At 69.7% G+C, this 13,733-nt stretch carries 13 protein-coding genes; 8 read left to right on the top strand and 5 right to left on the bottom strand.

The window, feature by feature from the left end:
- The first annotated feature begins 96 nt into the window (after positions 1–96).
- A complete protein-coding gene (locus ORV05_RS33265; RefSeq protein ID WP_268755833.1) occupies positions 97–351 on the top strand; it encodes a helix-turn-helix domain-containing protein in 255 nt (84 codons plus the stop codon).
- Between the two features lie 194 nt (positions 352–545).
- Here ORV05_RS33265 and ORV05_RS33260 read toward each other — a convergent pair whose 3' ends face one another.
- The 5 genes from ORV05_RS33260 to ORV05_RS33240 form a co-directional block, all read right to left on the bottom strand.
- A complete protein-coding gene (locus ORV05_RS33260; RefSeq protein WP_268755832.1) occupies positions 546–2,369 on the bottom strand; it encodes a phosphoenolpyruvate carboxykinase (GTP) in 1,824 nt (607 codons plus the stop codon).
- A 396-nt stretch (positions 2,370–2,765) separates the two neighbouring features.
- Complete coding sequence (locus tag ORV05_RS33255; protein WP_268755831.1) at positions 2,766–3,467, bottom strand: DUF6802 family protein; 702 nt, start codon at positions 3,465–3,467, stop codon at positions 2,766–2,768.
- Between the two features lie 94 nt (positions 3,468–3,561).
- On the bottom strand, positions 3,562–5,397 hold the full coding sequence (locus tag ORV05_RS33250; RefSeq protein WP_268755830.1) for a dynamin family protein: 1,836 nt from the start codon (positions 5,395–5,397) through the stop codon (positions 3,562–3,564).
- On the bottom strand, positions 5,394–5,852 hold the full coding sequence (grpE, locus tag ORV05_RS33245) for a nucleotide exchange factor GrpE (protein WP_407652632.1): 459 nt from the start codon (positions 5,850–5,852) through the stop codon (positions 5,394–5,396). Before grpE ends, ORV05_RS33250 begins: the two co-directional genes overlap by 4 nt.
- A 5-nt stretch (positions 5,853–5,857) precedes the next feature.
- Positions 5,858–7,363: a dynamin family protein gene (locus ORV05_RS33240; protein ID WP_268760012.1), complete on the bottom strand. Its 1,506-nt coding sequence runs from the start codon at positions 7,361–7,363 to the stop codon at positions 5,858–5,860.
- Positions 7,364–7,557: 194 nt separating this feature from the next.
- Between ORV05_RS33240 and ORV05_RS33235 the strand changes: the two genes are divergently transcribed.
- The 7 genes from ORV05_RS33235 (at position 7,558) to trmB (ending at position 13,721) form a co-directional block, all read left to right on the top strand.
- Complete coding sequence (locus tag ORV05_RS33235; RefSeq protein ID WP_268760011.1) at positions 7,558–8,709, top strand: sensor histidine kinase; 1,152 nt, start codon at positions 7,558–7,560, stop codon at positions 8,707–8,709.
- Positions 8,706–9,374, top strand: coding sequence for a response regulator (locus tag ORV05_RS33230; RefSeq protein WP_268755828.1), 669 nt, complete (start codon positions 8,706–8,708; stop codon positions 9,372–9,374). The genes ORV05_RS33235 and ORV05_RS33230 overlap by 4 nt, the downstream gene beginning before the upstream one ends.
- Before the next feature lie 194 nt (positions 9,375–9,568).
- A complete protein-coding gene (locus ORV05_RS33225) occupies positions 9,569–10,510 on the top strand; it encodes an ABC transporter ATP-binding protein (protein WP_268755827.1) in 942 nt (313 codons plus the stop codon).
- A gap of 14 nt (positions 10,511–10,524) precedes the next feature.
- Positions 10,525–11,295 (top strand): ABC transporter permease, encoded by a 771-nt coding sequence (locus tag ORV05_RS33220; RefSeq protein ID WP_268755826.1) that lies wholly within the window; start codon positions 10,525–10,527, stop codon positions 11,293–11,295.
- A gap of 233 nt (positions 11,296–11,528) precedes the next feature.
- Complete coding sequence (locus tag ORV05_RS33215) at positions 11,529–12,212, top strand: hypothetical protein (RefSeq protein WP_268755825.1); 684 nt, start codon at positions 11,529–11,531, stop codon at positions 12,210–12,212.
- 157 nt (positions 12,213–12,369) lie between these two features.
- On the top strand, positions 12,370–12,939 hold the full coding sequence (locus ORV05_RS33210; RefSeq protein WP_407652631.1) for a hypothetical protein: 570 nt from the start codon (positions 12,370–12,372) through the stop codon (positions 12,937–12,939).
- Between the two features lie 77 nt (positions 12,940–13,016).
- The gene (trmB, locus tag ORV05_RS33205) at positions 13,017–13,721 is read left to right on the top strand and encodes a tRNA (guanosine(46)-N7)-methyltransferase TrmB (protein WP_144587609.1); all 705 of its coding nucleotides are present in this window, start codon (positions 13,017–13,019) and stop codon (positions 13,719–13,721) included.
- Positions 13,722–13,733 lie beyond the last annotated feature (12 nt).

The raw sequence follows: 13,733 nt of genomic DNA, 5'->3' as shown, positions 1-13,733 counted from the left end.
CGCCGAGCCCGCTCGGCGGGGCTGTCCACAGTTGTCCCCAGCTTGTGCACAGAGTTGTCCACAGCCTGTGGAGAAACTGGCGGATAGACTTGGGCCATGGTGCGAGTGCCGCTGACCGAAGCCGAACGTGCGCGCGGCGAACGGCTCGGCGCCGTCCTCCGCGAAGCACGCGGCTCCCGGAGCATGACCGAAATCGCGACCCAGGCCGGGATCTCGGTGGAAACGCTGCGCAAGATCGAAACCGGCCGCATCCCCACCCCGGCGTTCTTCACCGTGGTGGCCCTCGCGGACGCGGTCGGCCTGCCCCTGGACGCGCTCCGTGGCGCGGTGACGAGCGTCCGCGCCGGTTGAGCGGGGAACAGGAGTCTTACGGTGAGTAGCGGCAACACTCGGCTCACCGAAAGGCATCCGAATGAGCCCTGCCGCACGGCCGGACCATCTCGACCCCGCCGAGCTGGTGCGACGGCGCTAGCGGCGCATACCCGAAATGCGAACGGCCGGTTCCCCACCGTGCGGGTGGGGAACCGGCCGTAGGCACAGACGTGTCAGCCCAGGCGCGCCTTGAGCGCGTCGAGCTCGTCACGCAGGCTGGTCGGGACGCGGTCGCCGATCTTGTCGAACCACTCCTCGATCAGCGGGATCTCCTGACGCCACTCCTCGGGCGCGATGTCGAGCGCGGCCTGGACGTCTTCCAGCGGCTGGTCCAGCCCCTCGGTGTCCAGGTCCTCGGCACGCGGGACGAAGCCGATCGGGGTCTCGACCGCACCGGCCTTGCCCTCGATCCGCTCGATGATCCACTTGAGCACGCGCGAGTTCTCGCCGAATCCCGGCCACAGGAAGCGCTTGTCCTCGCCCCGGCGGAACCAGTTGACGTAGAAGATCTTCGGCAGCTTGGTCGCGTCGGCGTTCTTGCCGGTGTCCAGCCAGTGCTGGAAGTAGTCACCGGCGTGGTAGCCGAGGAACGGCAGCATCGCCATCGGGTCGCGGCGCACCTCGCCGACCTTGCCCGCCGCGGCCGCGGTCTTCTCCGAGGACATGGTCGCGCCCATGAACACGCCGTGCTGCCAGTCGCGCGCCTGGTTCACCAGCGGCACCGTGGTGGCGCGGCGGCCGCCGAACAGGATCGCCGAGATCGGCACGCCCTTCGGGTCGTCCCACTCCGGCGCCAGGATCGGGCACTGCGACATCGGGGTGCAGTACCGCGAGTTCGGGTGCGCGGCGGGCTCGTCCGACTCGGGCGTCCAGTCCTGCTTCTTCCACGAGGTCAGGTGCTCGGGCTTGGAGTCCATGCCCTCCCACCACACGTCGCCGTCGTCGGTCAGCGCGACGTTCGTGAAGACCGTGTTGCCCTTCTCGATCGTGCGCATCGCGTTCGGGTTGGTGTGCCAGTCGGTGCCCGGCGCCACGCCGAAGAAGCCGAACTCGGGGTTGACCGCGTACAGCCGGCCGTCCTCACCGAACCGCATCCACGCGATGTCGTCGCCGAGGGTCTCGGCACGCCAGCCGGGGATGGTCGGCTGCAGCATCGCGAGGTTGGTCTTGCCGCAGGCGCTGGGGAAGGCGGCGGCGACGTAGTAGGCCTTGTTCTCCGGCGAGATCAGCTTCAGGATCAGCATGTGCTCGGCGAGCCAGCCCTCGTCACGGGCGAGCACCGAACCGATCCGCAGCGAGTAGCACTTCTTGCCCAGCAGCGAGTTGCCGCCGTAGCCCGAGCCGTAGCTCCAGATCGTGCGGGTCTCCGGGAAGTGGGTGATGTACTTCGTGTCGTTGCACGGCCACGCAACGTCCTTCTCGCCCGGCGCCAGCGGCTTGCCGACGGAGTGCAGGGCGGGCACGAACGGGCGCTCGGTGCCGTCCTCGGCGACGAACTTCTCCAACGCGGCGGCGCCCATCCGGGTCATCACCCGCATCGACGCGACCACGTAGGCGAAGTCGGTGATCTCGATGCCGAGCTTGGGGTCGTCCGCGCCGAGCGGACCCATGCAGAACGGGATCACGTACATCGTGCGACCCCGCATGCAGCCCCGGTAGAGCTCGGTCATGGTCGCCTTCATCTCGTCCGGCTGCACCCAGTTGTTGGTGGGCCCGGCGTCTTCCTCGCGCTCGGAACAGATGAAGGTCCGTTCCTCGACTCGCGCGACGTCACTGGGGTCCGAAGCGGCCCAGAACGAGTTCGGCTTGGCCTCCAGCGGAACGAAGGTGCCGGCTTCGACGAGTTCGGAATTGATCCGCGCGGCCTCTTCCTCGGAGCCGTCACACCACACCACTCGGTCCGGAGTGGTGAGTTCGGCGACTTCCCGCACCCACGCGAGGACTCCGCTGTGCGAGGTCGGCGCCTTATCCAGTCCCGGGATGGCTACTGCAGTCATTCCTTGTCTCCTGACTTCGACGGGAGGAGCCCGCGCCCGGACGTATCTGGTTGTCCGGACGCGGGCTCCATCGCCGGCGACCGAATGGCTTCGCACGCCGGCTGGCGACCGACGTACGGGGAATTGGGATTCCATGAGGGTAGCCGCGCTCCGCCCGGCTAACCGAGCCCTGGCCTGTCGGTTCTCTCACAGGAACGATAAGGGAATCGATTCAGATATCGCTGGACCGGCCTAGCGGAAAAAGGTTTCCGGTACGGCCGTGATCTTCCCGATACCTCGAAGTGGCCATGGTTACGTTCCCCGGCGTTGTTTCGGCGTTCAACTTCGTTCGCCGAGCGGAAACGAAGCGGGCCCCGGCGCCTGTGGCGGCCGGGGCCCGTCGGTGGCACGAACGACTCAGTTCTGCGAGATCCACTGCCCCGTCACAGAGTCGATCTTCGCGACCCCCTCGACCACGGTGTCGTGCCCGCCACCCCACAACTGGTCGCTGTCGGCGGGCACCTCGGCCGCGACCCCGTGCCCGCCGTCGGTCTCCGTCCACTGGCCCGGGCCCGTGTGCTCGTAGGTCTGGTGCTCACCGTCGGGCGTGACCACCGTCTCGACGTCGGCGTTCCCGTCGCCGTTGGTGTCGGTGAAGAGAATCGTGTTGCCCTGCTCGTCGGTCACCTGGACGGTGTCGGGGGTGCCGTCGTGGTTGCTGTCGATCGTGGCGTGACCGGCGTCGACCGTGCCCTGCGGGGTGTCGACCATGATGTCGCCCTGGTGACCGGCCTGGCTGTCCGGCGTGTGGGAGCCGCCGCCGGACTGCTCGTGATCGTCCACCCAGGAGCCGGTCGAGGCGTCGAACCGGGCCATCTCGACGACGTTGCCCTGCTCGTCGGTGTGCACGTACTCGTCGGCGTGCCCGTCGCCGTCGGTGTCGACGTAGGCCGTGATCGTGCCGTCGGAGTTCTCCATCTTGACGGTGTCGGCCACACCGTCGTGATTGAGGTCGTAATTCTCCTCAGCGGTGTAGTTGTGGCCGTCGACCGAGATCTCCATCTCGCCTTCGTGACCGGCGTCGGCAGTGTCCGCGCCCCCAGTGTCGTCGATCCACACGGCCTTGTCTCCCCACTCTCCACTCTCTGAACAACGACTTGGACTCACGGTAGGCCGGTTCGGTTCCCCGGCACAACCGAACTCGCGGTCCGAGTCAGTGCTGGTCGCGCAGGGCGCGGATACGACCGAGCAGGACCTCCGCCCGATCCCGCCCGTCGCCGACCTCCTTGATCCGCCTGCCCAGTTCGGCGAGTTTCCTGGACCGTTCCTGCGCGTCCATCTTGATCGCCTTGTCGACTTCCTTGAGGTCGGCCTCGATCGCGTCGATCCGGCGGCCCAAGGCGTCGTCGAGGGCCAGCGACAGCTGCTGTTCGGCCTCGATCAGCTGCTCGGCCACCAGTTGGTCCAAAGTAGACCGTGCATCGGCGATCGACTCGACCAGCCACTGCTTCATGTGCTGCTTGTCCGCGGCGTGCTTGCGCGTGCGCGCCATCCACCACCCGGCGCCGAGGCCGATCACGATGGTCGCGGGCAGTACCACGGGGTTGAGCAGGGCGACCCCGGCCAGTGGCAGTGCGGCGATCTTGCCCGCCCCGACCCCGCCCGAAATCCCCATGAAGACCAGCAGCTTGTCCTCCGGGGTGGGCGGCCGCTTGTCGGGCGGCCGCAGCACCACCTGCGGGCCACCGGAACGCAGGAACTGGGCGCGGATCACGTCCAGTTCCTCGGCGGAGAACAGCTCGGACAGCGCCACGTCGGTGACCCGGTTCAGCCGTTGCGCCATCACCGCGGACACGCGCTGCGAAATCATCTGCAGTGACGCGTCCACCTGCTGCGGAAGCTCGTGCAGCCGGTCACGGTTCGCGGCTTCGATCTGCTGCCGGAAGTACGACTGCGCGTCCCGCATCTGCCGGCTCGACTCGTGCCCGAGATCGACCCGTGCCCGCTGGATCTCGCCGCGCAGCTTCAGCTGCCATCCCCGCGTCGAGGACCGCCGGTCGCTGACCAGCTGGTCGCGCCGGGCCCGCAGCGCCTCCGCCTCGGCTTCGCCGGAAGAAAGCGCTCTCTGCTCGGCCTTCAGCAACGCATGGCGCTCGCCGAGCGCACTGGACAGCGCCCGGAGCGTGTTGGCCTCACCGAGCATCGCCGAGCGGCCCACCAGCAACTCCTGCATCGCCGCCTGCAGTGCGATCACCCCGGACCGCTCCCGCAGCATCGCGGCGGCCTGTTCGTTCGGCGCCTTGGCCGCCATCTCGAACATGCGGGCGGACACCGGGTGGAAGACGGCGTCCGCGAACCGGGGTGCATGTTCGGCCAGCAACCGGCGATTGGCTTCGAGCACCTCGCGCCAGCCCCGGAACTGGTCCGTTTTGGACAGCGCGAAGAGCACTGTTTCGACCCGGTCGCCCGTCCTGCGCAGGAAGTCCAGTTCCCCGGCGGTGAACGGCGCCGACGCGTCCACCACGAACAGCAACGCGGTCGCGTTCGCGGCGGCCTCCATGGCCAGCTCACCGTGCATGGAATCCAGCCCGCCGACCCCCGGAGTGTCCACAAGGGACAGACGTTCGAGCAGGGGCACCGGGCCGGTGATCTCCAGGTAGCGCGGCGGCAACTGCCCTTCCGGGAGCTCGTGCGCCGCCGAAGCCCACCGCGTCAGCTCGTCGATCGGGATGCCGACCGGGGCCAACTGCCCCGGATAGCAGGCCTGTGCCGCCCACTCCGGGCCGTGGTCGAACACGAGGTAGGTCGCGGTGGCGACCTCGGCGTCGACCGGGGACAGCCCGGGACGCACCAGCAGGGCGTTGACCAGCGAGCTCTTGCCGCGGTTGGTTTCGCCGACCACCACCACCGACGGCTTCTTCGGCCGGGCGCGGCGGATGTCATCGACCCACTTCGCGGCCTGGACGTCGTTTTCGCGCAACACCGTCAGCAGCGTTTCGCGCGCCTGTTTCACCTGCGCCGGAAGCGAGGGTGCCGTGGAAGCGGTCATCGTTTCGTATACACCGTCACAATCGGGGCCCGCAACAACCGGTCGTGGTCGTTGAAGCCGACCACCTCGGTCTCGGCGACCAGGCCGTCCAGTGCCGGATCGTCGGTGGCCACCGCCCCGCCCGCCTCGTGCACGGCGGGATCGAACCGCTGGCCGTCCGGCCGCACGGCGGTCACCCCGATCCCGGCCAAACCCTGTTCGAGCCGCTCCACCACGCCGCCGCTGCGGGCGCGGTCGAGGGCGTACAGGCACAGTTGGATGAGCGCCTGCCGATCGGACAATGCCCGTTCCAACTCGCTCGTGACAACGCCGCTGTTCACGTCGGACTTCGACGCGTCCGCGGCCGCGGCGGTTCCATCCGCTTCTTCGATGAGCTTGGCCAGACTGGCGCCCGGAATCTCGCCGGTCGGGTCATCCGCGCCCGCCTCGGGTTCCCTCCGAAACCACGACGGCACCCGACTCACCCCCGGTTCTCGCGCAATTGTTGCCAGATAAGGAAATACGCACGATGGACGACGTGTGCCACCCGGCTCTGCGCCGGAGTGGCGCCGAACGAGGCGAACGAGCGCCACCATCCGGCCCGTTCGAGAGCGTAGGCCGCCAGCTCGGCCCGCGTGCCGCCGGGCATGCCCAGCTGCGCGCCGATCTCGGCGTTGCTGCCGACCCGCAGCACCTCCTCGGCCAGGTCCTCGGGCATGTCCACCGCCCCGGCGACCACCAGCGTGAGTGCCTCGAGCAGCCGCAACTGGTGCGCCTCCGGCTTGGCCAGCAGCACCTCGATCGCGTCGTGCACGCGCTGGCGTTCGGCCGGGTCGCCGGAGGCGTGGGCGAGCGCGGTCACCGAGGCGAGCGCGGCCGCCGCCTTGATCCCGTCCGCGCGCGCGGCGAACACGACGTTGAGCCGGGCCCGCACCGCCTCCAGACCGGAGGCCTCCAGCAGCATCCGGCGCAGCGCACCGGCGGTGATCTCGGGGTCGGCCCGGATCGCCTCGATCGCGCGGCGGATGCCGAACAGGTCGAGCTTTTCCAGCAGCCGCAACCGGGTTCCGGCAGGAACCTCGCAGTCCCAGCTGGTGAAGATGTCCGCGGCCATCAGCATGGTTTCCAGCGTCGCGTCGTCCAGCGCCGACAACTGGCGAAGCGCCTCCGCGTCGGCCGAGGTGAACCCACCGGACTCGGCGGACTCGGCGATCAGGCCGATCACCGGCAGCACGTCGGCCACCCTGGGCTTGAGCAGGGCGGCCTGCTTCCCGGCCAGGATGGTCGCGGCCTTCCACACGTCGTCTTCGGCGCCCTGCACCGACTCCGGGGTGATCGTGTCGGCCTTGTTGAGTACCGCGATCGCGTTGACCGGGCCCGCCTCACGGCTCGCCGTGGCCGCGGTGAACGCCGCGAGCGCCTGCTGGTCGTCGGCGCGCACGCCCTGCGTCACCACGTACAGCACCGCTTCCGCCCCGGCGACCGCGTTGCGCGAGGTGTCGTCGAGCTCGTCGGAGCCCTCGTCCTGTTTCGCCGCCCCGAGCAGTTCCTCGGTCCGCGAGACCGAGGCGGCGTCCAGCGAACCGAGCCCCGGGGTGTCGATCACGGTCATGTGCTGCAGCACGGCGTTGGTCAGGTACGCCTCGATGTGCGAAACCTGGGAGATGTCCACACCCAGTTCGCCGGGGATCATGCCGTCCGCGGCGAAGGGCAGGACCTGCTTGGTGCCGTTGGTGAAGACCACCTCGATGCGGTCCACCGTGCCGTACTGGAAGCGCGTCACCAGCCGGGTGCACTCGCCGACGTCCGTGGGTGCCACCCTGCGCCCGATCAACGCGTTGACGAGAGTGGACTTGCCGGACTTGATGCGGCCGGCCACCGCCACCTGCAGCGGCGCCGCCAGCCGCCGCGTCACCTCGGCGAACCCGGCAGCGGTGCGGGCCGAAACCTGGGGCTGCAACCGCCGGCACAGGTTGGCCACCGACATCGACAAGGGGCCCGCCAAGTGGCCCTGGTCCGTCACGTCGCCCCCTCCCAGCCGTGAACCGTCCGGTCGAAATAGTGCCACCCGTCGTTCCACGGATCGAGGGAAGGTGGTCCCCACGGACGACGCGAACGCGCCCGGCGCCTGCCTAGGGTGAGCGCATGCGGCGACTGAGTCTGTGGATGCGGGCACACCCGATGGCCGGGGACAGCCTGCTCGCCGCGCTGTTGCTGGTGGCGGACCTGCTGCTGCTCCTGGTCGACTCGCTGACGCCGCACCCCGAGATGACGCCCTGGTACCTCGCGATCCCCGTCGACCTGGCGATGACCCTGCCGCTGGTGTTCCGGCGCAGGTACCCGCTCACCGTGGCCTGCGTCGCGCTGGTCGCCGCCACCGTGCACGGCGCGCTGAACCTCGGCGTCGGCAGCCTCGGCGCGGTGATCGCGCTGTACACGCTCCTGGTGTACGTCGGGCGCAGGCAAGCGGCCTACTACCTGGCAGGGCTCGTGCTCAGCAGCGCGGGGCTGCTCGCCTTCACCTGGACCCCCGGCAGCATCGGCACGGCGATCATCACCTTGCTGGTCTTCGCGTTCTGCTGGGTGCTCGGCGAGTTCGTCGGCGCCCGGCAGGCCTATCACAAGGAAGTCGAAGCACGGCTGCACCTGCTGGAAACCGAACGGGACCAGGCGAGCCGGATCGCGGTCGCGGAGGAGCGCGGCCGCATCGCCAGGGAACTGCACGACGTGGTCGCCCACGCGGTCAGCGTCATCGTGGTCCAGGCCGACGGCGCGTCCTATGCAGTGCGCTCCGATCCCGATCTCGCGCAACGCGCGGTGGAGACGATCTCACGCACGGGCCGGGAGGCACTGGCCGAACTGCGGCGCCTGCTGGAGGTGCTCCGCAACAACGAGGACCCCGGGGCCGAACCGCGCATCCCCCAGCCGGACGCGGAGTCGATGGAGGAGCTCGTGGACCGGGTGCGGCAGGCCGGTCTCCCGGTACGGCTGGACGTCGAAGGCGGCCTCGGCGGCCTGCCCGCCGGGGTCTCGCTCGGGGTGTACCGCATCGTCCAGGAGTCGCTGACCAACACCCTCAAGCACGCGGGGCGCGACGCCAGGGCGGAGGTGCGGATCCGCCGTGGTCCGCACGTCGTGGAGGTCGAGGTGATCGACGACGGTGCGGGGAAAGCGCGGCAGCTGGTGCCGGCCGGAACGGCGCTGCCGGGAGGCAACGGGGTGATCGGGATGCGTGAGCGCGCCCACGTCTACGGCGGCACGCTCGACGTGGGACCGGCTCCGGGCGGTGGCTGGCGAGTGCGCGCCACCCTGCCGGTTAGGTTGGCCTCGTGATCCGTGTTGTCGTGGTCGACGACCAGGAGCTGATGCGGGCCGGGTTCCGGATGGTGCTCGGCGCCCAGCAGGACGTCGACCTGGCCGGTGAGGCCGGTAACGGCGCCGAGGCCGTCGAGCTGGCCGCGAAGCTGCGGCCGGACGTGGTGCTGATGGACGTCCGGATGCCGGTGCTCGACGGGGTCGAGGCGACCAGGCGCATCGTCGAAGCGGGCACCTCGCGGGTCCTCGTGATGACGACCTTCGACCTCGACGAATACGTGTACGCGGCGCTGCAGGGCGGGGCCAGCGGCTTCCTGCTCAAGGACATCCCGCCCGCCCAGCTGGTGGCCGCGCTGCACGCGGTGGCCAGCGGCGACGCCGTGGTTTCGCCCTCGGTCACCCGCCGCCTGCTCGACCGTTTCGTCAGCTCGGGTGCCGGGCAACTGCGCGACGAGTCGGCGCTGACGCCGCTCACCGAGCGGGAGCGCGAGGTGCTGGTGCTCATCGCGAAGGGCCTGTCGAACGTCGAAATCGCCGAGACGCTGTTCCTTTCGGAGGCTACGGTGAAGACCCACGTCGGGCGCATCCTCGCCAAGCTCGGGCTCCGCGACCGCGTCCAGGCCGTCGTACTCGCCTACGAAACCGGTCTGATCCGCCCCGGACAGAACGGCACTTTCGCCTGAACCGACCCCGAACCGGGCCGGGGAAAGGTCAGGGGCGAGTCAGGGACATCACCGATCCCGCCCATGACGGGCGCAGGGGAAGCTACTACCGCAGTCGGGTGGAAGTTCGGACCACAGGATGACGCGTCGGTGGCGCCCGATCCGAGAAGATGGGCCGACAGGGTTAAGCACAGGCTCTGATCAGGGGAGAAGCCATGATCGAGGCATCCGGCCTCACCAAGAGATACGGCAAGACGCTGGCCGTGAACAACCTGTCCTTCACCGTGGACGCCGGGCAGGTAACCGGTTTCCTCGGCCCCAACGGGGCCGGGAAGTCGACCACCATGCGCATGATCCTCGGGCTGGACACGCCCACCGCGGGCGAGGTCCGCATCGGCGGCAAGCGCTACCAGGACCTGAAGCACCCGCTGCGGACGGTCGGCGCGCTGCTGGACGCCAAGTGGGTGCATCCGAACCGCTCCGCCCGGGCCCACCTGACCTGGATGGCGAAGTCGAACAAGATCCCGACGCGCCGGGTCGACGAGGTGCTCGAGACCGTGGGCCTGACCGGGGTGGCGGGCAAGCGCGCCGGGAGCTTCTCGCTGGGCATGTCGCAGCGGCTGGGCATCGCCGCGGCCCTGCTCGGCGACCCGGAGGTACTGCTGTTCGACGAACCGGTCAACGGGCTCGACCCGGAGGGGATCCTGTGGATCCGCCGGTTCATGCAGCGGCTGGCCGAGGACGGGCGGACCGTGTTCGTCTCCAGCCATCTGCTCTCGGAGATGGCGCTGACCGCGAGCAACCTGGTCGTGATCGGCCGGGGGCAGCTCATCTCGCAGAGCACCACGAAGGAGTTCGTGGCCAGGGCCGCGGAGAACACGGTCAAGGTCCGCAGCCCGCACCTCGACCGGCTGCGCGCCGAGCTCGCGGAGGCCGGGGTCGCCGTCACCGACGCCGACGCCGACGGCGGCATCCTGGTGTCCGGAATGGACAGTGAGAAGATCGGTGAGCTGGCCGCGCAGCACCAGATCGTGCTGCACGAACTCAGCCCGCAGACCGGTTCGCTGGAACAGGCGTTCATGCAGATCACCGGCGACTCCGTGGAGTACCAGACCGGCCTGCCCGACGGGGCCGTGCTCGCGCCGAGCGCGAACTAGGGGAGACGAAGACCATGACTCTGCTCGCAGTCGAACGCATCAAGCTGTTCACCACCCGCTCACCGTGGTGGTGCGCGCTGACCACGCTCGTGCTGACCATCGGGTTCGCCGCGCTCGTGGTCGGCAACGCCAACGACGTCGAATTCTCCGCCACCGTCGCCTCCACCCAGTTCGGTTACGGCTTCGGGATGGCGGTGATCATGGTGCTGGCGGCGCTGTCGGTGACCACCGAGTACCGGTTCAACACCATCCGCACCACCTTCCAGGCGGTGCCAAACCGCACCTCGGCCCTGCTCGCCAAGACCACCGTGGTGGCCGTGCTCGCCCTGGTCATCGGCGAGATCAGCGCCTTCGGCTCCTGGGGCGTCGGCAGGCTGCTCAAGCCGCACGCGCACCTGGCGCTGGACAGCACCGCGGCCTGGATCAACGTCGCCGGGGTGGGGGTGGTCTACGCGTTCGCCGCGGTGATCGCGGTCGCCGTCGGCATCATGCTGCGGCACAGCGCGGGCGCCATCGCACTGCTGCTGATCTACTCGCTGGCGGTGGAGAGCCTGGTCAAGCTCATTCCGACGATCGGGCCGGACATCTACCGGTGGATGCCGTTCAACGTCGCGGAGAAGTTCCTCACCGGCAACGGTGCCACCAACGTCGGCCGCGACGCGGCGGCCGGGGCCCCGCTGTCCACCTCCACGCTCGGGCAGGGCTGGGCGCTGGCCTACTTCGCGGCCTTCGCGCTGGTACTGCTCGGCGCGGCGCTCGCGGTCGCGAAGCGGCGGGACGCCTGACGAAAGACCACCACAGGGGAACTCCGGCGAGGGCGTGAATTCGGGGAACGTCGCGCCGGAACAGGGGAGACAGGCCCGGGCCGCCATTCGGGGGGCGGCCCGGGCCCTGTCCTTTCCGCCCGGCGCCGGTGAGCGGTGACCCGGTACGCGGCTCGGCGCGCAACAGGGTTCACTGGTGCAGGCATTCATGCAGTTGGCCGGGGAACCGGTCGGGTAGCCCTGGGGGGTCAGGAGTGAGCCTGCTCGCGGCAGAGCGCGTCAGACTGTTCAGCACGCCCGTGACCTGGTGGGCCGCGGTGCTCGCGGTGGTCGCGTCGGCGGGTCTCGGCGCGGCGCGCCTGATCGTCGAAGGCGACGAACTGCCCGTGACCGTCGGTGACACCCAGACGGCGGAGACGTTCGGGCGCACGGTGATCCTGGTGATGGCCGTGCTCGCCGCGACCGTGGAGCGCCGACTGACCCGGCAGGCCTCGCCGGGACGGCGGCGGGTGCTGGCCGGTGCGGCGGTGGTCGGTGGCTGGTCGGCGCTGGTCGGGCTCGCCGCCGGGTTCGGCTCATGGGCGCTGGCCACCGTGGTGGACCCCGAGGTCGACCTCGGTCTGCACACCGCCGCGGACTGGCGCGCGGTGCTCGGGCAGGCCGCGCTGTTCGCGCTGACCGCGCTGCTGGGGTTCGGCATCGGCCTCCTGGTGCGGGCACCGCTTCCCGCGGTGGCGATCGTGCTCGGGTGGACGCAACTGGTCGAGGGCCTGGCCTTCTTGGCTCCCGGGGTTCAGCGGTGGCTGCTGTTCTTCGCCGCGAACCAGGTGGCAGGCTGGCACCCCGGGCTACCGCTGAGCGCGGGCTGGTACGGGCTCTATTTCGCGGCCCTCTGCCTACTCGTATTCACGGCGGGTGTCGTACGCGACAAAAATTGAGGTTTAATCGAAGAAATCCTCACCCGCGTTAGCGGCCTCGGGTTAACAACGCGTAAAGCCCCTGTGGTTGGCCTCACAGGGAGCGGACAACAGGGTCGTTGACCAGCGAAAATGAGGGCAACCACGTCGGGAGACTCCACGGAGGTGACCCTTGACGGTGGATGTCGGACAAGAATTTGGTCCACCCGTTCCCCCTCCGCGCAACGCCGCGCCGCAGCCCACTCTCGAGCCTTTGGACGCGCTTCAGTGGTCCCAGGCGCTCGAACTGCCGCGTGACGCGATTTCCGCCACCACGCCCGCCGGGATCCGCCGTGCCTGGATCCACCGCGCGCCGGAGGCCGAGGTGCTCGCACTGTTCCGCACGATGAGCGAGCGGAACGAGCCGATCCCGGCCCCCTGGTGGCTGCGGGCCCTCGCCGAGGGCAGCCTCGAGTCGCGGGCGGCGGGGTTCCGCATCGAAGACCGGATGGCGCACCTGCTGTCCCGGCGGCCGGGCTGGGAGTTCGTGCCGTGGGTCGCCGACGGCGACTCCGGGTACTGGGAGTTCATGCCCTCCGAGCGCGGCAGATCGGGGCACCACATCCCGACCACGATCCTCAACACCAGCCGCCACACCGGGTGGATCGACGTGCTGCCCGCCCACACCGGGAGCACGCCCGAACCGATCGCGGTGGCCGGTCCGGCCGGGCTGCGGTCCCGGCTGGGGGAGTTCGAAGCGGTGCGCTGACACCCCGGGCGGGTGGTGCACCCCCAAAGGCGGGCCACCTGCGGTGACCCGGGCCCCCGGCCTCTAACTTGGGAGTCGTGGAAAGCGAGCATCAACCGCGCCTGCGCAGCGTGGTCAGCTATGTGCAGCGCGGCGGCCGGATGACCGTCGGGCAGCAGCGGGCCTGGACGCAGCGGTGGCCGGAACTCGGCCGCCGCGTGTCCGAGCTGCCGCCCGGTCCGATCGACTTCGCCGCCTGGTTCGGCAGGCCCGCCCCGGTCCTGCTGGAGATCGGTTCCGGCATGGGCGAGACGACGGCTCAGCTCGCGGCCGCCGAACCCGAGGTCAACTACGTCGCGGTCGAGGTGTACGAAGCGGGCCTGGGGCAGCTGATGCTGCGGGCCGAAAAGCTGGGCCTGACCAACCTGCGGCTGCTGCACGGCGACGCGGTGATCCTGCTGACCGAGCACATCCCGCCGGATTCGCTGTCGGGTGTCCGGATCTTCTTCCCTGATCCGTGGCCGAAGAAGCGGCACCACAAGCGGAGGCTCGTCCAGCCCGAGTTCGTCCGGCTGGTGGCCTCGCGACTGGCTCCCGGCGGCATGCTGCACCTGGCGACCGACTGGGCGCACTACGCCGAGCAGATGCTGGAGGTCTGTTCGGCCGAGCCGCTGCTGCGCAACCGCTTCCCCGACTGGGCTCCCCGCCCCAGCTGGCGGCCGGTGACGAAGTTCGAGCAGCGCGCGAACGAAGAGGGGCGGATCAGCCGCGACCTGATCTTCGAGCGCGTGCCGGAGCTGTGAGCACCGGGGCGC

This window comes from Amycolatopsis cynarae (assembly GCF_026802195.1).
Taxonomy (GTDB): domain Bacteria; phylum Actinomycetota; class Actinomycetes; order Mycobacteriales; family Pseudonocardiaceae; genus Amycolatopsis_E; species Amycolatopsis_E rhizosphaerae.
The sequence above is the reverse complement of the archived record's forward strand: the minus strand, read 5'-3'. Positions and strand labels throughout refer to the sequence as shown.

Excerpts from the sequence above, each read along its gene's own strand:
- ORV05_RS33250 (WP_268755830.1), bottom strand. The coding sequence starts at position 5,397 with ATGACCGCTTCCACGGCACCCTCGCTTCCGGCGCAGGTGAAACAGGCG.
- ORV05_RS33220 (WP_268755826.1), top strand. The coding sequence starts at position 10,525 with ATGACTCTGCTCGCAGTCGAACGCATCAAGCTGTTCACCACCCGCTCA.
- ORV05_RS33265 (WP_268755833.1), top strand. The coding sequence starts at position 97 with ATGGTGCGAGTGCCGCTGACCGAAGCCGAACGTGCGCGCGGCGAACGG.
- ORV05_RS33260 (WP_268755832.1), bottom strand. The coding sequence starts at position 2,369 with ATGACTGCAGTAGCCATCCCGGGACTGGATAAGGCGCCGACCTCGCAC.
- ORV05_RS33240 (WP_268760012.1), bottom strand. The coding sequence starts at position 7,363 with ATGTCGGTGGCCAACCTGTGCCGGCGGTTGCAGCCCCAGGTTTCGGCC.
- ORV05_RS33225 (WP_268755827.1), top strand. The coding sequence starts at position 9,569 with ATGATCGAGGCATCCGGCCTCACCAAGAGATACGGCAAGACGCTGGCC.
- ORV05_RS33235 (WP_268760011.1), top strand. The coding sequence starts at position 7,558 with ATGGCCGGGGACAGCCTGCTCGCCGCGCTGTTGCTGGTGGCGGACCTG.